We start from the raw sequence: 17,875 nt of genomic DNA, 5'->3' as shown, positions 1-17,875 counted from the left end.
ACGCCGGGGTGGTTGATGGTGGCCATGGTGCGGGCCTCACCGCGGAACCGCGGGGGGGGGGGGGGGGGGGGGGGGGGGGGGGGGGGGCGGGGCGGCCCCCCCCCCCCCCCCCCCCCCCGTACCGGGGGGAGCTGACCGCGAGGGCCACGACCTCCGCCCCGGCGATGTCGGCGACACACGCGGACACCGCCGCCAGGGTGGCCGCCACCAGCACGTCGGGGTCCTGCACCTGCCAGCCGGGCAGCGGTTGGAGCAGCGGGTACGCCCGCGTCCGGACGTGCCGGGCGGAGCCGTCCAACGCGAACGCGCCCACCCGGACGGTCGTGGTGCCCACGTCGACCCCGAGGATGACACGACGCTCCGGCCCCATGAGCACATGGTCGAGCGGTGTTCGACGGGTGGGCAAGCGGTTGCGCACTGTTGTCGTGTCGTGCGAGCCAGAGGTCAGGGTTGAACACGGCGGCCTCGGTCAGCGAACGACCTGCCCGACTCGGAATCGGCCTGGCTGGACGACGTCGGCGTAGGTCCCGAAGCAGGCTGCCCGCCCGAGCCCGGCCACCGGGATGCGGTAGTGCCGGGCCAGGGCGCTCAGCACCGAGAGGTCGGCTGGCAGTTCGGCCTGGGAGAGTCCGGGGACGATGCACCTCGGGGTGGGCAGGACCACCCGGAGCACGACATCGCCCAGGCGAAGTTCCTGCCCCGGTTCCGGGTCACGCGGTGCGTCGATGACCAGGTTCGGACGAAACCGCGTAGCGGCCACACTGCCACCTCCCATGCGCTCACCCAGCAGAGACAGCGCGCCGGTGGTCACGATGTGAACGGCGCCGAAGTCGACGAACCGGCCCAACCGCCCCGCGCCCGCGATCGCCGTGATGGTGTCCTGACCGGGCCGGGCGCCGTCCATCCAATCGGGCACCATGCCTACGTCGTCAGGCAACGTCCGGTGCAGTCTCGCGTCGGGCGGCAACTCGCGGCTCAGCCGCACCGGGCGGCCCAGGTGCTTGCTGAGTGCGGCATCTGCCGCCGCGTTTCCGGCTGGCACCGATGTGCCGTCGACATGCAGCGTCAGGGTCGTCTCCGGGCCGTCGTCCCGCATGCTCGTGCCGACGTCGAGCAGGCGCCCCCATCGTCGTGGATGTTTGGCGCTGCCGACCGTTCCGTCGACGCGGTCGATACAGGCCCACGTCCGGTCGCCGCGCAGACCGGTCTGCTCGACGTCGGCCGCGGTGAGTGCCTCCCTCCGGGCGCTCTTGAGCGGGTAACGCCGGATCGCGACAACCGTCTGCATGACGGTCATGCTGCCTCACCGCGTCACCACTCGGAGACGGGTGGCGCGAGGAATATCCGCTCCATGCGCTGGTATTTCGCCGCACGTCGGGGCGCGACTGGTGACAGGATCGTCGGCATGCCTGCTCGCGTACTGAGCTTCGGGATGGTCGCGGAACAGTACGAACGGTACCGACCGGGCTACCCTGCCGAGCTTGTCGACCTGGTGCTGACCTATGGGAATCGGCCGATTCGAACGGCCCTGGAGATCGGCGCCGGCACGGGCAAGGCGACCCGGCTGTTCGCCGGGGCGGGCGTCGCGGTCACCGCGACCGAGCCGGACGGTACCATGCTCGCCGAGCTGCGCAAGCACGCGCCAGCCGGCGTCGAGACCGTGCGGGCCGCGTTCGAAGCCCTCCGGCTGGGCGCGACATACGACCTGGTCTACGCGGCGGCGGCACTGCACTGGACCACACCGGAGGGTCGGTGGTCACGGGTGGCCGCGCTGCTGGAACCAGGCGGCGTGTTCGCCTCGTTCGGCGGACCAACCCAGCTGGCCAACCCGGCGGTGGCGGACGCCGTCCGCGCCGCCAGGGCACCCTTCCTGACGAGCGACGAGATCCCGTCTCCCGACGGCACGCCCCCGGGTCAGGCCATGCAGTGGCCCGGCACGGAACTCCAACGCTGCGAATGGTTCGTCGACGTCCAGCAGACCGTGATCAAGCGTCGCCTGACGGTGAGTGCGCGCGACTACGTCGGACATCTGTCGACGATCTCGGCGTACCTCACGCTGCCGACCCCGCAGCGGGAGCAGGTCCTCAGCCAGATCGAGCAGATCCTGCCCCAGCGGGTCGAGCTTTCCGCCGACATCATCGTGCATCTCGCCCGTCGACGCCCCGATCAGTAACGCCCGGGGGCGCCCAGACCAGGAACTCCTCCCGCATCCGCGCGCCCAGGTTGATCCCGCCGATCGCCCGTGGGCCGGCTGAACGCCGAAGACGAAGGAAGGCCGAGCGCTTCACCCGGCACCGATGTCAGACGTTGAAATTGCCGCCCTTGATGCCCCGGACGAAGCCGGCCCACTGACCCGCACCGAACGACAGCACCGGTCCCTGCCGGTCCTTGGAGTCCCGGACCATGACTATCGGGGGTGGCGTGGCAACCTCGACGCAGTTTCCCTCGTTGCTGCGGGTGCTCGTCTTCCAGTTGAGCGTAGTCATGCTGGTTCCTCTGCTATCGATGCCATGATCTATCACTCGCTCTGTGGACAGCCTGCCACCAATGCCGCTCGTGAGGCCTGCCGGAAGGCGGGCGGATCGAGGGCTGGGGCTGTCCCCGCGTCCGTTATCCGACCGGGCTCAACCCGGGGTTTGACCACACTCACAAGTGCTGCTCGCTGGTTAGCGGTCAAAGTGCCGACTACCAGAACCGCGTTTCGGCCGTACTCCCGTACTGAACACGCCGGGGGTGCGCGGGTAGCCCGACGCGCAGTTACATGATCTCTGCGGCCAGCCGAACGGCCCTAGCCAGCGGCCCCATCCAGGTGGACGGGGGCGCTGGCCAGTCATCAGCGCTTGAGCCCGTGGACGAACGACGACCAGGCGGACGAGGTGAACGACAGCACCGGTCCCTGCCGGTCCTTGGAATCCCGCACCTGGGCGGTGTGATCCGTGTACCGAGCCTCCACGCACGCGCCGTTGCCGCCGCTGCGGGTGCTGGTGCGCCACTGGTTATCGAGCGCCTTCATGGTGTCTCCTTGTCACGAAGCTTCTTGATCAATGTGGTCGACGCCGTAGGTGACAGCGCGGCTGCCCGTAGGTCGCTGAACACCCGTGCGCACCTGTCGACGTCCTCGCCCTCAGCGTAGAGGTCACCGGTCAGTCCCTCGATGTAGACCACTCCGGGACCCTCCGCAAAGCCAAGGATGTGGAAGCTGGACACCATCGAGGCGTAGGCACCCTCGCGAAACGGGATGACCTGGATCGTGACGTTCCAGCGCTTCTGTGCTTCGAGCAAGATCGTGAGCTGTTCGGCCATGACCTCCGGTCCACCGATCTGGCGGTGGAGTACCGCCTCGTCGATGACCGCAACGAGCTTCAGTTGACCATCACTCAGTAGCTTCTGTCGTTCCGTGCGTGCGGCGACTCGCTGGGCCACCCCATCCGGCGTCGGTTGCGAGGCGTCGGCGCCGATGATCGCTCGGGCGTACTCGGCGGTCTGGAGCAGGCCGGGCACCACAAGCGTTTCGAAGTTGTGGATCTCGGATGCTGCGGATTCCAGGCCGATGTACTGGCGGTAGGAGTTCGGCAGGTCGCCGTACTTCGCCCACCAGCCGCGCTGCTTGCCGCTGCGAGCCATGGACAGCAACGTCTCCCGCAGCTCGGCATCGGTCACGCCGTAGCGATCCAGCAACGCATTCAGGGCTGGTCCTTTGAGCCCGACCCGGCCCTGCTCGATCCGGCGCAGGGTGCTCGGTGACACCTCGATCAGGTCGGCGGATTGCTCGACCGTCACGCCTGCTTCCTCGCGTGCTCGCTTGAGCTGTGCGCCGAGCTGGAACCTCAGGAACGTCGGGCTCTCCATAAGCGCCATCTTGCCTCGGCCCCCTCGCGTTAGCTCGTCCATACGCCGCGTGTCGCAAATGGCTACAGGTTGTTGACCCCGCCAATCTGCGCACGCAAAATGGCTGGTGTGATGCACGCCGCGCAAACGCGAGGGAGCGTACATGTCCCAGCATGTGAGCTACAAGGAGTACCTACTGGCGGTAGCGATGACCCTGGCTCGCAGGCATCGGCCGGTGTGGTCGTGGATCAAGTGGCGCAACGTCTGCAGGTGCGGGAGCGAGCTGCCGTGCCGGGCCAGACACCGGATCCCGATCAACCGGGGTCACTGGCCGGATGAGAGCCGATGACCGCACACGGGCCGGTCCTGCCGCTGTGGCTGTGCGAGGCGTGCGCCCGGCCCTGGCCGTGCGCCACGCGCCGAGGGGAGTTGCTGGATGAGTACGCCACGTCGCCGGTCGCACTGGCCGGCTACCTGGGGTCGCACCTCAGCGCAGCCATGCAGGACATGTCCTGGGCTCCCGCCGACACCGTGTACCGCAGGTTCCTCGGGTGGCTGCCGTGAAGCCGGGAGACGTCGTGCTGGTCGGGGGCGCCTGCTCGGTGCAGTTCTCGGGGGACCGGGCCCTGATGCTCCGGCTGGTGTCGATCGGCGAGACCGACCCGTACAACGACTGGATCTAGATCACCGCGTACGTACTCGACGCGAAGGGGCTGGCCACGGCCAAGCGCGAGCTGTACGTCCTGCGGGCCGGGTTGTGCATCCAACGGCGCGTGCAGCCGGGGCAGCCCAGTTCGCGCGCGATGGCCTGAGAGCGTGCCGGTTCGCAACCGGCCTTGGCCGCGCACGACGTCCATGAGGGAAGCGGGGAACGGGGCGCGGGCGGTGCGCCAGGTGGCGGGGTTGCACCATGGACTCCGGATAGCCGTCGCCGGGCGTGAAGGGGATCGCTGTCATCGGGCGTAGAGGGGTGTCAGACGCATGACGCTCCCTGGAGGACAATCCTATGACCGGAACCCTCTCGTGACCGGGCCACCCGTGTGTGCGGTCGCTCCCGGCTCCCGGGCCGGCACCGACCAGCCCGACGACCTCGGCGCGGTGGCCGACGTCGTCCTGATCAGGCTGTCGCGCGCCGAGCCGGAGAGGTTCGCGCTGCTCTTCGACAGGTACTACCCGGAGATCCACCGGTTCGCCGCGAACCGGCTCGGCCCGGCCGCCGCCGACGACCTGGCGGCGGAGACCTTCCTGATCGCCTTCGCCAAACGGACCCGGTTCGATGCGGGAGACCCCGCCGACGACGGTGCCCCGGCCGAGCGCGCACCGGGCGGGCACGTCCGGGCGTGGCTGTACGGCATCGCCACGAACCTCGTCCGCCGCCAGCGGCGTAGCGAGCGGCGGCGCTACCGGGCAATGGCCCGGGCACCGCAGGACCAGTCCGTCGTCGGTCACGACGAGCGGATAGCCGCCATGGTCAGTGCGCAGAGCGTGCACCGCGATCTGGCCAGGGCACTGGCCTCACTCTCGGCCCGGGACCGGGACGTACTCCTGCTCGTCGCGCTCGGCGAACTCACCTATCACGAGGTCGCGGCAGCCCTGGAAATTCCGTACGGCACGGTCTGTTCCCGGCTCAGCCGGGCGCGTCGCAAGGTGCGCGAGGCACTTGGCGACACCGATCCGAGCGGCCACGATCGAGACCTGGGGGACCTGTGATGGACGACGTGCGGATGATTCGCGACGTACTGGGGAAGGCTCCGGCACCGTCCGCCGAGGCGACGGCGCGGGCCCGGGCGGCCCTGCTCGTGCAGGCTCGGGCCGAATCCGCGGCGGGCACCGTGGCGTCGCCGTGGCGTCGCCGTGGCGCAGCGGTGCGTACCCGGCCGGCGGGCCGCAGCGGCCGGCTCGGCGCCCGGTGGTGGCACGTGTCGCTCGGCGGGCTCGGCATCTCGGCTGCGGTTGCCGCGGCGCTTGTCGTGCCGGCGATCCTCGGGCCGGCGACGGTTCCCGGCGGCCCGGACCGGGGTGGGGCGGGCAGCCTCCCCGCCATGGTCCCGATCGGCGACGGCGACGACGCCGGGACGGTGCTGCGGCTGGTCGCCGCGAACGCCCGGCTCGACCGGGCCGTCGAGGCCCGGCCAGGGCAGTTCATCTACCGGGTGGGCGCGGAACGGTCCCTGTCGCTGATCGGCGATATCGACGGTGCCGGGCCGCTGGCCAGGGTCTGGGTGGCTCGCCGGCACGAGATGTGGTACACCGTGGAGGGCCTGCGGACGGCGCGGATGCGCATCACCGAGGGGGTCAGCCGTACCCCGCTGACTCCGGCCGACGCCAAGCTCGCCCGCGAACTCGGGTACGACCTGACCGCACCGCCGGAGGTCGAGGAGTACGGGCCGGCGCCCGACTACCAGCCGCCCGCCGACTGTGCGAGCTGCCCGGCGGTCCGGGACCCGGGCGACGTGTACCGGCCGACGCCGGCGTACCTGGCGAGCCTGCCGACCGATCCGGCCCGGCTACTGGCCACCCTGCGGGAGGCGGTCGGCGACCAGAACAAGCACTCTCCCGACGGACAGGCCTTCACCAGGGTCCTGGACCTGCTTCGGGAGGTCGCCCCGATCGTGCCTCCCGACGTTCGGGCGGCCCTCTACCAGGCGGTCGCACTGATTCCCGGAGTCGAACGGGTCGAGGGCCGGGTCGAACTGGCTGGTCGGCAGGGTGTCGCGATCGGCCGCGACGGTGAGTCGACCGGGAACGATGCCCAGCGGGAGGAACTGGTCTTCGACACCGCGGGGCGTGAACTGCTCGGCTTCCGTTCGGTGCAGATCCGGACGGAGCGCGGCATCCCGGCCGGGACCGTGGTGGCAGTACAGGTGCCCACGTTCACCATCGTCGACCGGGTCGGTGAGGTCCGATGACCGCCGGGAAGAGCTGGTTCCGGGTCGGCGGTGGACGGCGACTACTAGCCGTCGCACTGTCCGTGACGTCGCTCCTCACGGTTGTGCCGTCGTACGCGGCGGCCGGTGCCCCTTCCGCCGGATCGACGCGGGCAGTCGGCGACGGCGCGACGGCCGGTGCCGGGCGGGGCGTGCCGAGGACCGCCGGCACTGTGACGCTGATAACCGGGGACGTGGTCCGGCTGGATCCGGAGGGCCAACCCTCGGTTGCGCCGGCTGCCGGGCGGGACGGGGCCGCCCCGGTCCGGGCCGTCTCGTACGCCCGCTACCAGCGTGACGGCGCCTGGTACGTGGTCCCCACCGACGCCGTACCCCTGCTGCGGGCGGACCTGCTCGACGAGCGGCTGTTCGACGTCACCGGCCTGTTGGCCCAGGGGTACGACGACAGCGCCAGTCCGGTGCTGCCGTTGCTGGTCCAGTACGCCGACCCCGGCCAGGCCCGGCGGGCGGTCCCGTTGGCGGGAACGAGGGCCCGCCGGGTGCTGCCCGGGTTGAACCTGACCGCGAACGACCAGCCGAAGGCGACGGGGGCCCGGTTCTGGGCGGACCTGGTCCGCCAGGCGAACCCGGCGGCCCGGAGCATCCGCGGCGGCGTCCGGAAGGTGTGGTTGAACGCCCGTTACCGGGCGAGCCTGCATCGGAGCGTGCCGCAGATCGGCGCACCCACGGCGTGGCAGGCGGGCTACACCGGCAGGGGTGTCACTGTCGCGGTCCTCGACTCCGGATACGACACCGACCATCCGGACCTGGCTGGTCGGGTGTCGGCGGCGCAGGACTTCACCGGGACGGGGAGCGTCGAGGACCGGTTCGGCCACGGCACCCACGTGGCGGCGACCGTCGGGGGCTCGGGGGCGGCCGGTCGGCATCGCGGTGTCGCCCCGGACGCGAAGCTGGCGGTGGGCAAGGTCCTCGACGACTCCGGCGATGGATCCGAGGAGTGGATCCTCGCCGGCATGGAATGGGCGGCCACGAAGGCCGGTGCGAAGGTGGTGAACCTGAGCCTCGGCGGCGCCCCGAGCGATGGCACCGACCCGGTCAGCCAGGCGGTCGACCGGCTCAGCGCGGAACACGGCACCCTCTTCGTGGCCGCCGCCGGAAACAGGGGGGCGTACGCGCCGGTGTCGGCTCCGGCCAGCGCCGACGCCGCGCTCGCGGTCTCCAGTGTGGACTTCGCCGATCGGATCAGCGAGTTCTCCAGCCGGGGACCCCGGGTCGGGGACGGGGCACCGAAACCCGAGCTGGCCGCGCCGGGGGAGGCGATCCTGGCCGCCCGGGCGACCGGGGCGTACCCGGGGATCGCCGGTGACCCCGACCACGTGCCACTCTCCGGCACCTCGATGGCCGCACCGCACGTTGCCGGGGCGGCGGCGATCCTCGCGCAGCGGCACCCCGAGTGGACCGGTGCGCAGCTCAAGGCGGCCCTGGTCGGCGCCGCCGCGCCGGCCCGGGAGTCCCGGGTCTTCGACGTCGGCGCCGGCCGGATCGACGTGGCCCGGGCCGTCACCCAGCCGGTGCGGGCCGAGGTGGCGTCCCTCGCCATGGCGCTGCCCTGGGGCGCGCCGGGCGGCACCCGGGAACTGACCTACCGCAACGACGGGTCGACGCCTGTCACGCTGCGGCTGGCGCTGAGCCTGGCCGACACCGCCGGGCAGCCGGCCCCGCCGCAGCTGGCGACGCTCGGCGCGACGACCCTCACCGTGCCGGCCCGGGGCAGTGCCTCCGTCCCGGTGCGGATCGCCGGGCGGCAGCGGGCCGGGACGTACGGCGGGGTCGTGGTCGCCACCGCCGGTGCGACAAGCGTCCGCACCCCCGTCGGGGTACGGCAGGCCGCCGAGACGCACGAGGTCACCGTCCGACTGCTGGACCAGCAGGGCCGGCCCAGCGACAGCGGCACCACGATGGTGGTCGGCATCGACGCCCAGAACGCCGGTTTCCGGGACTTCGTGTGGGGATCGGGTTCGGTGTCGGTGCCCGCCGGGCGGTACGCCCTGCTGTCCAGCGTCGCTCTGCCGCCACCGCCGAACGGCGGGCTCCGGACCGCCGTACTCGGCTATCCGGGTCTGACGCTTTCCGACGACACCACGGTGACCCTGGACGCCCGGTGGGCCCGGGCGGCACCGCTGGGCGTGGCCGACCAGCCGGCGGCGACCGAGGGGCTGCGGGAGATCGTCATCGGCGGGCGGTGGTCCGGCGACCCGACCAACACCAGCATGGCGAATATCTTCGAACCGGGCTTCGGTGAGGTGCTGGTGGGCAGCGCACCCGGGGTGAGCGCGGAGGAGTTCAGCCTCACCGACAGGGCGGTTCTGGAACGGCCGATGCTGCAACTGTCGGCGACCGCACCGGAACAGTTCCCGGTTCGGGTCGGCTGGCTCTGGAAGCCCGGCCCGACACCACCCTTCGAGGGGACCGCGCGACTTCCGGTCGTCCGGCTCGTGGTCGGTCCGACCGGCGAACTGCCCGACGTGGACGTGGCAGACGCGCTCGCCGTGCTCACCTCGTCCGATGACGAGGCGGAACCGTTCGCGCTGGCCCCGGTGGTACGCCAGCTGCAGCAGCGGGGCGCCCGGATGGTGTTGCTGGCGACCGGGCAGTTCGGTTGGGAGGGCGAGCCACTCGCCCTGCCGACCATCACTTCGGGACCCGGATACCCGGGGCTCGACCGGTTCGTCGAACTCGCCGGTGCGGGGACACTCACCGCGACCGTGACCGGAAAGCCGGTCAGTCCATACCGCTACCAGCTTGGCTACCAGGTTCGGGGCGGGATCCCGGCGGACCTGGCGTACCGGCCGACGACCGGGGAACTGGCCGCCGTCCCGACCAGCTACCACGACGCGGGCGAGGGGGTACGGCAGCTCCGCGCGAGTCTCCGGCTCGGCGATGACCACTACGGGTTGTTTGCGTCGAGCCCGGTGTTCGCGCCACTGCGACGAACCGAGTACTACACGCCGGGCAGCTGGCGGATCTCACTCGGAAACAACATCTCCCCGGCGATGGCGAGGACGGAGCTGAGGCTGCGGCCGGGGGCCAACCCGGCGGCCAGCTGGGATAAGGCGGTGGTGGGGCCGGCGTTGACCGGGCCGACCGTGGACAACGCCGGCAAGCCGTGGGTGAGCCGACAGGGGGACGTGTTCGACGTGGCGTTGCCGATGTTCACCGACTCCAGCGGCCATCCGAGACGCACCGACGAGTTCGATGACGGCACCACGGGCAGCACCAGCCTGTACCGGAACGGGCAGCTTCTCGGCACCGTCGCCGAGCCCGGGCGGGGGCAGTTCGCCGTACCAGCCGGAGCAGCGACGTACCGGCTCACCGCCTCGGCGACGCACCACTCGCCGACCTGGCGGTCGAGCACGACGGTCAGCGGATCGTGGACCTTCCGGTCCGCCAGGGGATCGGGCCGGCAGCCACTGCCGCTGCTGGGCATGCTCCTCGACGCACCTGTCGACCTGCGCAACACCGTGCCGGTCGGTGACCGCCGACCGGTGCGGATGTCGGTGCACCGGCAGGACGGGGTGACCGGGCGGCCGGTGGTGACGGTGACTGTCGCCGCCTCGTACGACGACGGCCGGAGTTGGCACGCGGTGCCGGTCAGCCGGGACGGTGAAGGCTGGCTGGCGCTGGTGCCACACAGCCGGGCCGGTCACGTGTCGCTGCGGGCGAACGCCACCGACGCGGACGGCAACGCGGTGGAGCAGACGGTGCTCCGGGCGTACCGGGTCGGCGGCTAACGGGGTGGGTGGGGATTCCGTCGGTGCGGAGTCCCCACCGCCTCCGGTCCGATACCCCGGGCGTGGGCAACGGGCCGTGCGGCGCCATACGGACTCGCTGGCGGGTCACGTAACGTCCGGGGCACTCAGACCAGGAACTCCTCCCGCATCCGCGCGCCCAGATTGATGCCCCCGACCGCCCGTGGGCCGGCCGGATCGTGCACGGCGACAGTGTTGTTGCGGCGCATCAGCTCCCGGACGGCGGGCGGCAGTCGCGGCGGGTCGTCCATGGCCGCGAGGACCTGCCCGGCACTGGAGATCAGTCGATCGGCCAGGGCGGCGGCGTCGGTGTCCACCCGCACCCGGCCGTACTCCCAGCCGGCGGTGGTCAGGTCGAGCACCTCGAACACGCGGGTCAGCAGCGGGTTCGGGTCGGTCACCCGGTCGAGCCGGGGTGCCCGGCTGCCGACCACCGTGACAGCGGCGGCCACCTGCGCGTACGGGTGGAAGCCGGACGGCAGCGCGAACAGCGGCCAGCGCAGTGCGGGACCGGCCTCCCGCCACAGCGGCCGGTAGTTGCGGCGGTGCACCAGCAGCCGCCGGCCCGTCCGCCGGTGGATCTCCTGTGCCTGGGACTGCAGGTCCACGTGGGCCTCGTCGGCGACCCGACCCACGATCTGAGCCGCCACCACCAGGCCGTCGTCGCTGTCCAGCGTCGTGGTGAGCGCCTCGACCTGCTCGGTGAACCGGATCCGCGCGTGGGGGCCGTACCGGGTCTGCACGTCGTGCAGCAGCGCCTGCTGGCGTCCCGGATCGAGCTGGACCCGCCTACCGCCCAGCAACCGCCGGAGCCAACGCATGTCGCCTCGTTTCAGCAGAGCCGTCGTCGGACGGCGGCAATGTTAGTGCGTCGGCCCCACCCCGTGTGCCTTCGGGTGCCCTCGGACCGCGTTGACGATCATCGACGGCGGGGCGTGACGAGTCCCGACTCGTACGCCCACACGACAAGTTGGGCGCGGTCACGGCAGTGCAGCTTCGCCATCGCCCGATTCACATGTGTCTTGGCGGTCAACGGACTGATCACCATGCGTGCGGCGATCTCGTCGTTGCTCAGCCCGCCCGCGACCAGCTCGACGATCTCCTGCTCGCGGGCGGTCAGCACGTCACGCCCGGCCGTCGGCTCGGCCGGCGGTGGGCCGGACACGAACTCGCTGATGAGCGTCCGCGTCACGGCCGGTGCGAGCAGTGCGTCGCCGCGAGCCACGACGGCGATGGCCTGGAGCAGGTCGGCGGGGTCCGCGTCCTTGAGCAGGAAACCGCTGGCACCGGCGCGGAGGGCGGCGAAGACGTACGAGTCGAGCCCGTAGTTGGTGACGATGAGGATGTGGATCGCGGTGAGGTCGGGGTCGGCGGCGATGCGGCGGGTGGCTTCGATGCCGTCGAGCCCCGGCATCTGCACGTCCATCAGCACCACGTCCGGGCGCAGGCGTCGCGACAGGTGGACGGCGCTGGCCCCGTCGGCGGCCTCGCCCACGACCTCCAGATCGTCCTCGGCGTCGAGCAGGGCCCGGAATCCGGCTCGCATCAGGGCCTGGTCGTCGGTGAGCAGAACCCGGATCATTGAGACCCCGCGACGCGCTGAGCTGGCTGAACCGCACGTGAGGGCGCGGTCCTGTCGGGGCCGCCCACCGGGAACTCGGCCCGTACCGTGAATCCGTTGTCGTCGTTGGCGGCGGCCCGCAGGGTGCCGCCGAGCCCGGTCACCCGTTCCCGCATGCCGCGCAGGCCCACACCCGGTGTCACCGGGTGCGCCGGTGACGCCTGGCCGTCGTCGGTGACCGAGACGGTGAGCTGCGCCGGGGCGTACTCGACGTGGATGTGCGCCGTGGCGGGGCCGGCGTGGCGGGCCACGTTGGTCAGGGCCTCCTGGATGACCCGGTAGGCGGCCTGGTCGACCTCGTCGGGTAGCTCGCGGGGCTGCCCGGTGACGGTCACCCGCACGGGTACGCCGACCGCCCGGGTCCGTTCGGCCAGCTCGTCCACCCGGGCCAGCCCGACGCGCTCAGCGTCTTCCGGGGCGCGCAGGACGTCGAGCGTGGTGCGCAGCTCCCGCATCGCGGCGCTGCTGGCCTCCTGGATCGCCAGCAGGGTGGCCGACGGCTGCTCGCCGTGTTTGCGGGCGAGGTGCACCGCGATCCCGGCCTGCACCTTGATCACCGAGATGCTGTGGGTCAGGGAGTCGTGCAGGTCGCGGGCGATGCGCAGACGTTCCTCCCCGGCGCGCCGCAGCGCCATCTCCTCGCGGGTGCGTTCGGCCTCGATCGCCCGCTGCTCGACCTGTTCCAGGTACGCCCGGCGCTGCCGCGCCACGAGCCCCGCGATGTTGGCCGCCACGAACCAGCCAAGCATCAGGGCCGTCCAATCGACGATCAGCCGGGCGGGCCCGGTGGCCGGTCTCGACCAGATGTCCCGGGCGAGGAACCCACCGAGGAAGGCGAGACTGGCGGTGGCGGCGGCCACTCGGTGCCCCCGCCAGCCGGCGATGTACACCGCGCCGAGCACGGGGAACGCGGCGGAAACCCCCGGGCGAACCCGGATGTGGACGGCCAGCATGGCGACGGTGACCACGCCCAGCGCCACCACCGGGTACCGCCGGCACGCCGCCACGGCGACTGCCATGGCGGCGACCAGGGCGACGTCGAGCGCACCGACCGTGGCGGCGTCCGGGGTGAGCGCGGCGTTGCCGAGCAGGAGGCCGCCGAGGACCAGGCCACCGAGGGCGTACGGCAGGTCGCGACGCATTGCCGAACTGTAGAACGGGTTGTCCGGCTGCGGCATCCACCGATCGCGGTAGCCGGACGTACCGCGGACGCGGTAGCGCTGACCGGCCAAGTGCCTGCGACGGCACGACGTTTTCCCAGCTCGCCGGGACGAGCATCGAGCCCATGACATACCGCTTCACCACCCCAGTGAGAGCGTCGGCCGCGACCGGCCGGACCGCGCAGGTCTACCGGCAGATGTCGGACGACTTCCTCGGACCGCTGCCCACCTTCCAGGTGCTCGCGGCCGTGCCGGAGGTGCTGGCCGCGACCTGGGCGCTGATGCGTGAGGCGCTGCTCGCCGGCGACGCGTCCCGGGTCGAGCGCGAACTCGTCGCGGCGGCGGTGTCCCGGGCCAACCGCTGTCAGTTCTGCGTCGACTCGCACGCGATGCTGCTGCACGCGCTGGGCCAGCCGAAGTTGGCCGAGGCCATCGTCCGGGACGGGACACCACCGCAGCCGGGGTACGCCGCGCTCGTCGGTTGGGCGCAGGCGAGCCGTAACCCCACCGCGTCCGCCTGGGCCAGCCCGTACCGCCCGGAGGTCACCGGCACCCTGCTCGCCTTCCATTTCATCAACCGGATCGTGTCCGCGCTGCTCGACCCCGATCTGCTCCCCGGCGGCCTGCAACGCTTCCCACTGGTGCGTTTGGTCGGCGGCCGGCTCTCCGCGAAGACGGCCCGGGAATCGAAGGAACCCGGCCGGAGCCTCGCGCTTCTGGACGCGGGCACGACGGTCGCACCCGGTTGGGCGGGGGACAGCCCGGTCGGTGTCGCCTACGCGGCCCTGACGGACGCCGCCACGCGGGGCGGGGACCTCCTGGGCGACGTGGCGCGCCAGACCGTCACGGCCACCGTGCGGTGGGAGGACGGGCGGTTTCCGGCCCGGCCCGCGGACTGGGCCGTCGACCTGGTCCGGGACGTGCCGGGCGCCGATCGCGTCGGCACGAGGATCGCCCTGCTGGCGGCATTCGCGCCCAGCGCGATAAGCGTCGGTGACGTCGCTCTCTGGCGGCTCTCCCACCCCGCCGACGCCGACCTCGTGCGGCTTGTCGCGTACGGGGCGATCACGGCCACCGAGCACATCGCCCAGGCACTGACCTCGGCGCACCTCTAGGAGAGACCACCATGCGTAAGGCATTCGTCGGCACCAGCGCCCTGTTGCTCGTCGCGTTCGTCCTGCAGTTCGTCTTCGCCGCCGTGGGCGGGTTCACGAAACCCGTGGGCGACGACTCGTACGCCCTGCACAGCGTCAACGGCATGGCGGTCATCCCGGTCCTCACCCTGCTCACCGCGCTGTGCGCGGCACTGGCCAGGGCGCCGGGCCGGCTCATCGGGTTGGCGCTCCTGCCGATCGGTCTCGTCGTCCTGCAGGCGCTCCTCGCCATGCTTGCCAACGCGGCCACCGACGCGGCGGGCGTCAGCACCCCGCTCGGCCCGATCATCGGTGGGCTGCACGCCCTCAACGGGATCATCGCCGTGCACGTCGTGGTCGCGGTCCTGCAGGGGGCACGGAAGCTGACCGGCCCGCAGCCGGCCGACTCCACCGGCGACGTCGTACGCAGCGGGGAGCCGGCATGACCACCGGCTCGCTGCTCGTGGTCGACCTCGTGATCGCGGTCCTCGCGGCCGCCGGTTGGCTGGGTGGCGGCGCCGCGGCGGCCGTCCGGCGCCGCCCGCTCGCGCTGGCGCTGGCGGCCGTCGCGCTGCTCGCCACGCTCGCCCGCGCGATCACCATCACGGCGCTCGCCCGCGCCGGTTGGTGGTTCGCGGCGGAGAAGGTCCTCGTGGCCGCCCCCCTGTCGCTCGCGGCGGTGGCCGCGGCCGGGCCGCGATTGCGAGCGGTCCCGGGCGACATCCGGTCCGTCGCGCCTGCGCTCCTCTTCGCCGGGTACGCCACGAGTGGCGCCCTGCTCGTGACGGTCCTGCACGGCTACCCGGCGTCGGTGGGCGCGGGACTGCTCGCGGTCGCCGGGGCCGTCACGGCGACGGCCGTGTCCTGGCGCGCTCTGGGTGTGCGCCCGTCCCGGCTGCTGTCCCGGGTGGCCCTCGTGGTGGCGGTCGGCGCGCTGGTGACCGGAGTCGGGCTGACCGTCGGCCGGGACGCCACGCCGGCCGTACCCCATGACCATGGTTTTCGGGACGCGCGGACCAGCGACGAACCGACTCGGCGGTTCACCCTCACGGCCGGGACCGCCACGGTGCGCGCGAGTGGTCGGGACGTCGCTGCGTGGGCGTTCAACGCCCAGGTACCCGGGCCGGAGCTGACCGCCACCGTCGGCGACGTGGTGGAGGTGACGCTACGCAACCGGGACATCGGGCGCGGCGTCACGCTGCACTGGCACGGGTACGACGTGCCGAACAGCCAGGACGGGGTGCCGGGCGTGACCCAGGCGGCGGTGCGGCCCGGCCAGGAGTTCGTCTACCGGTTCCGCGCCGACCAGGCCGGGACGTACTGGTACCACACGCATTCGGTCTCCGACGTCGGCGTGCGGATGGGCCTCTACGGAGTCCTGGTGGTCCGCCCGGGGCCGATGGCCGGCCTCGACGTCACCGTGCCGGTGCACACCCTCTCCGGCCTTCCGCTGCCCGCACCACGAGTGGAGCCGGTCCAAGCGGGCGTGCCGGTACGGCTGCGGCTGGTCAACACCGACAGCACGACGCACCGCTACGCCCTGGCCGGGACGGCGTTCCGGGTCGCCGCGATCGACGGCTCCGACCTGCGGGGCCCGACGTCGCTCGTGGACACCGCAGTGCTGATCCCGGCCGGGGGGCGTTACGACCTGGTCTTCGACGCGCCAGCCACGCCTGTGGCGTTGTTCGTCGACGGGCGGGCGGTCTACTCGACCGGGCCGGTGTCGGTGGCGACGGGGGACTGGCCGGTGCTGGATCCGCTCGACTACGGCACCGCCGCCACCGTGCCGTGGTCCCGGTTCGACCGGAGCTTCACCCTCGTCCTCGATCGTGGCCTCGACCTGCACGACCTGCTTCCCCGCTACGCGCACACCGTCAACGGCGCGGCCGACCCGGACATCCCGCCGCAGGTCGTCCGCCTCGGTGACGTCGTCAGGTTCACGATCGTCAACCGGTCGCCGATCGTGCACCCGTGGCACCTGCACGGCCACCACGTCCTGGTGCTGTCGCGCGACGGGCGGCCGGCGGCCGGCAGTCCGTTGTGGCTGGACTCGTTCGACGTCCGGCCGGGCGAGGTGTGGGAGGTGGCGTTCCGGGCCGACAACCCGGGGGTGTGGGCCAACCACTGCCACAACCTGGCGCACGCCGACGCCGGCATGACAATGCACCTGATGTACTCGTGACCCGCCCTGCCGGCACCGGAAATCGAAACCCGCCACTTCGAGGTTGAGGGTATGGGAGCGCTCCCGTAACATACCTGTCGCGGCCTGTTAACGCTCACAAAAGCCACCGAGCCAGCGACCACCGCCAATGTGCGGGCCGCCGTCCCCTCAGGAGGGTGTTCTATGACCAGATCCAGATACACCAATGTCGGTCTGGCGTCGGCCGGCGTTGCCCTACTCGTGTCGGCGTCGGTTGTCGCGGCGCTGCCGGCCGGCGCCGCAGCGGCGGGCTGTTCGGTGAACTATGCCGTCTCGTCGCAGTGGCAGGGCGGCTTCGGCGCCAACGTGTCGATCACCAACCTGGGTGATCCGGTGACCAGTTGGACGTTGACGTGGTCGTACGGGGCCGGGCAGACGGTCACGCAGGCGTGGAACACGTCGCTGACGCAGAGCGGCTCCGCGGTTACCGCGAAGAACGTGAGCTACAACGGCTCGATCGGCACCAACGCCACCGTGTCGTTCGGTTTCAACGGATCGTGGACGGGCAGCAACCCCGCGCCGACGAGCTTCGCTCTGAACGGCGTGACGTGCGGTGACGGCACGACGCCGACGAGCCCGCCGCCGACCAGCCCGCCCCCGACGGACCCGCCGCCGACGAGCCCGCCCCCGACGGACCCGCCCCCGACCAGCCCGCCGCCGACCCCCTGCGATCTTCCCTCGACGTACCGCTGGTCATCGACGGGCGTGTTGGCGAATCCGAAGTCGGGCTGGGTGTCGCTGAAGGACTTCACCGTCGCGCCCTACAACGGTCAGCAGCTCGTCTACGCCACCACGCACGACTTCGGCGACAGGTGGGGTTCGATGAACTTCAGTCTGTTCTCGAACTGGTCGCAGATGGCCTCGGCCACCCAGACCGGGATGAGTTCGGGGACGGTGGCGCCGTCGTTGTTCTACTTCGCGCCGAAGAACATCTGGGTGCTCGCCTACCAGTGGGGTGGCCCGGCGTTCTCCTACCGGACCTCGACCAACCCGACCAACCCGAACGGCTGGTCGGCCCCGCAGACGCTGTTCACCGGCAGCATCACCGGCTCCGGCACCGGCCCGATCGACCAGGCGCTCATCGCCGACGACACCAACATGTACCTGTTCTTCGCCGGTGACAACGGCAAGATCTACCGGGCCAGCATGCCGATCGGGAACTTCCCCGGCAACTTCGGCAGCAGCTACACGACCATCATGAGCGACACGCAGAACAACCTGTTCGAGGCTCCGCAG

General features: G+C 71.7%; 18 protein-coding genes. 10 read left to right on the top strand and 8 right to left on the bottom strand.

Annotation, left to right across the window (positions count from 1 at the left end):
• Nucleotides 1-370: FGGY family carbohydrate kinase (locus tag ACGFIQ_RS26035; RefSeq protein ID WP_393248153.1), on the bottom strand; the 370-nt coding region annotated here is incomplete at its 3' end.
• 99 nt (nucleotides 371-469) lie between these two features.
• Nucleotides 470-1,288 (bottom strand): MOSC domain-containing protein, encoded by an 819-nt coding sequence (locus ACGFIQ_RS26030; protein ID WP_393247841.1) that lies wholly within the window; start codon nucleotides 1,286-1,288, stop codon nucleotides 470-472.
• A gap of 117 nt (nucleotides 1,289-1,405) precedes the next feature.
• On the opposite strand from ACGFIQ_RS26030, the gene ACGFIQ_RS26025 reads away from it, so the two are divergent.
• A complete protein-coding gene (locus ACGFIQ_RS26025) occupies nucleotides 1,406-2,173 on the top strand; it encodes a class I SAM-dependent methyltransferase (protein ID WP_393247839.1) in 768 nt (255 codons plus the stop codon).
• A gap of 127 nt (nucleotides 2,174-2,300) precedes the next feature.
• Here ACGFIQ_RS26025 and ACGFIQ_RS26020 read toward each other — a convergent pair whose 3' ends face one another.
• From ACGFIQ_RS26020 to ACGFIQ_RS26010, 3 genes are all read right to left on the bottom strand, one after another.
• Complete coding sequence (locus ACGFIQ_RS26020) at nucleotides 2,301-2,486, bottom strand: DUF397 domain-containing protein (RefSeq protein ID WP_393247837.1); 186 nt, start codon at nucleotides 2,484-2,486, stop codon at nucleotides 2,301-2,303.
• Between the two features lie 347 nt (nucleotides 2,487-2,833).
• Nucleotides 2,834-3,013: a DUF397 domain-containing protein gene (locus tag ACGFIQ_RS26015; protein WP_393247835.1), complete on the bottom strand. Its 180-nt coding sequence runs from the start codon at nucleotides 3,011-3,013 to the stop codon at nucleotides 2,834-2,836.
• Nucleotides 3,010-3,849 carry a helix-turn-helix domain-containing protein gene (locus ACGFIQ_RS26010; protein ID WP_393247833.1) on the bottom strand — a complete coding sequence of 280 codons (840 nt, stop codon included), beginning with the start codon at nucleotides 3,847-3,849 and terminating at the stop codon, nucleotides 3,010-3,012. The genes ACGFIQ_RS26015 and ACGFIQ_RS26010 overlap by 4 nt, the downstream gene beginning before the upstream one ends.
• Before the next feature lie 324 nt (nucleotides 3,850-4,173).
• On the opposite strand from ACGFIQ_RS26010, the gene ACGFIQ_RS26005 reads away from it, so the two are divergent.
• The 5 genes from ACGFIQ_RS26005 to ACGFIQ_RS25985 all read left to right on the top strand — a co-directional run bounded on the left by ACGFIQ_RS26005 (nucleotide 4,174) and on the right by ACGFIQ_RS25985 (nucleotide 10,507).
• Complete coding sequence (locus ACGFIQ_RS26005; RefSeq protein ID WP_393247831.1) at nucleotides 4,174-4,392, top strand: hypothetical protein; 219 nt, start codon at nucleotides 4,174-4,176, stop codon at nucleotides 4,390-4,392.
• Nucleotides 4,380-4,511: a hypothetical protein gene (locus ACGFIQ_RS26000; protein WP_393247829.1), complete on the top strand. Its 132-nt coding sequence runs from the start codon at nucleotides 4,380-4,382 to the stop codon at nucleotides 4,509-4,511. Before ACGFIQ_RS26005 ends, ACGFIQ_RS26000 begins: the two co-directional genes overlap by 13 nt.
• Before the next feature lie 340 nt (nucleotides 4,512-4,851).
• Nucleotides 4,852-5,538 (top strand): RNA polymerase sigma factor, encoded by a 687-nt coding sequence (locus ACGFIQ_RS25995; protein ID WP_393247827.1) that lies wholly within the window; start codon nucleotides 4,852-4,854, stop codon nucleotides 5,536-5,538.
• Complete coding sequence (locus ACGFIQ_RS25990) at nucleotides 5,538-6,737, top strand: CU044_5270 family protein (RefSeq protein WP_393247825.1); 1,200 nt, start codon at nucleotides 5,538-5,540, stop codon at nucleotides 6,735-6,737. The genes ACGFIQ_RS25995 and ACGFIQ_RS25990 overlap by 1 nt, the downstream gene beginning before the upstream one ends.
• On the top strand, nucleotides 6,734-10,507 hold the full coding sequence (locus tag ACGFIQ_RS25985; RefSeq protein ID WP_393247823.1) for a S8 family serine peptidase: 3,774 nt from the start codon (nucleotides 6,734-6,736) through the stop codon (nucleotides 10,505-10,507). Before ACGFIQ_RS25990 ends, ACGFIQ_RS25985 begins: the two co-directional genes overlap by 4 nt.
• Before the next feature lie 125 nt (nucleotides 10,508-10,632).
• On the opposite strand, the gene ACGFIQ_RS25980 is transcribed toward ACGFIQ_RS25985, so the two are convergent.
• The 3 genes from ACGFIQ_RS25980 to ACGFIQ_RS25970 all read right to left on the bottom strand — a co-directional run bounded on the left by ACGFIQ_RS25980 (nucleotide 10,633) and on the right by ACGFIQ_RS25970 (nucleotide 13,288).
• Nucleotides 10,633-11,346 carry a hypothetical protein gene (locus ACGFIQ_RS25980; RefSeq protein ID WP_393247821.1) on the bottom strand — a complete coding sequence of 238 codons (714 nt, stop codon included), beginning with the start codon at nucleotides 11,344-11,346 and terminating at the stop codon, nucleotides 10,633-10,635.
• 98 nt (nucleotides 11,347-11,444) lie between these two features.
• Entirely contained in the window at nucleotides 11,445-12,107 is a 663-nt protein-coding gene (locus ACGFIQ_RS25975) for a response regulator (protein ID WP_393247819.1), read from the bottom strand.
• Complete coding sequence (locus ACGFIQ_RS25970; protein WP_393247816.1) at nucleotides 12,104-13,288, bottom strand: sensor histidine kinase; 1,185 nt, start codon at nucleotides 13,286-13,288, stop codon at nucleotides 12,104-12,106. Before ACGFIQ_RS25970 ends, ACGFIQ_RS25975 begins: the two co-directional genes overlap by 4 nt.
• A 143-nt stretch (nucleotides 13,289-13,431) precedes the next feature.
• Here ACGFIQ_RS25970 and ACGFIQ_RS25965 point away from each other — a divergent pair, with 143 nt between their 5' ends.
• From ACGFIQ_RS25965 to ACGFIQ_RS25950, 4 genes are all read left to right on the top strand, one after another.
• A complete protein-coding gene (locus tag ACGFIQ_RS25965) occupies nucleotides 13,432-14,421 on the top strand; it encodes a carboxymuconolactone decarboxylase family protein (RefSeq protein ID WP_393247814.1) in 990 nt (329 codons plus the stop codon).
• 11 nt (nucleotides 14,422-14,432) lie between these two features.
• Nucleotides 14,433-14,885 carry a DUF6220 domain-containing protein gene (locus ACGFIQ_RS25960; RefSeq protein ID WP_393247812.1) on the top strand — a complete coding sequence of 151 codons (453 nt, stop codon included), beginning with the start codon at nucleotides 14,433-14,435 and terminating at the stop codon, nucleotides 14,883-14,885.
• Nucleotides 14,882-16,621, top strand: a complete 1,740-nt coding sequence (locus ACGFIQ_RS25955; RefSeq protein ID WP_393247810.1) for a multicopper oxidase family protein — start codon at nucleotides 14,882-14,884, stop codon at nucleotides 16,619-16,621. The genes ACGFIQ_RS25960 and ACGFIQ_RS25955 overlap by 4 nt, the downstream gene beginning before the upstream one ends.
• A gap of 162 nt (nucleotides 16,622-16,783) precedes the next feature.
• Nucleotides 16,784-17,875: non-reducing end alpha-L-arabinofuranosidase family hydrolase (locus ACGFIQ_RS25950; protein WP_393247808.1), on the top strand; the 1,092-nt coding region annotated here is incomplete at its 3' end.

The organism is Micromonospora sp. NPDC048898 (assembly GCF_043198035.1).
GTDB lineage: Bacteria > Actinomycetota > Actinomycetes > Mycobacteriales > Micromonosporaceae > Micromonospora.
Note: the sequence above shows the minus strand (reverse complement) of the source record. Positions and strands in the feature narration are given on the sequence as shown.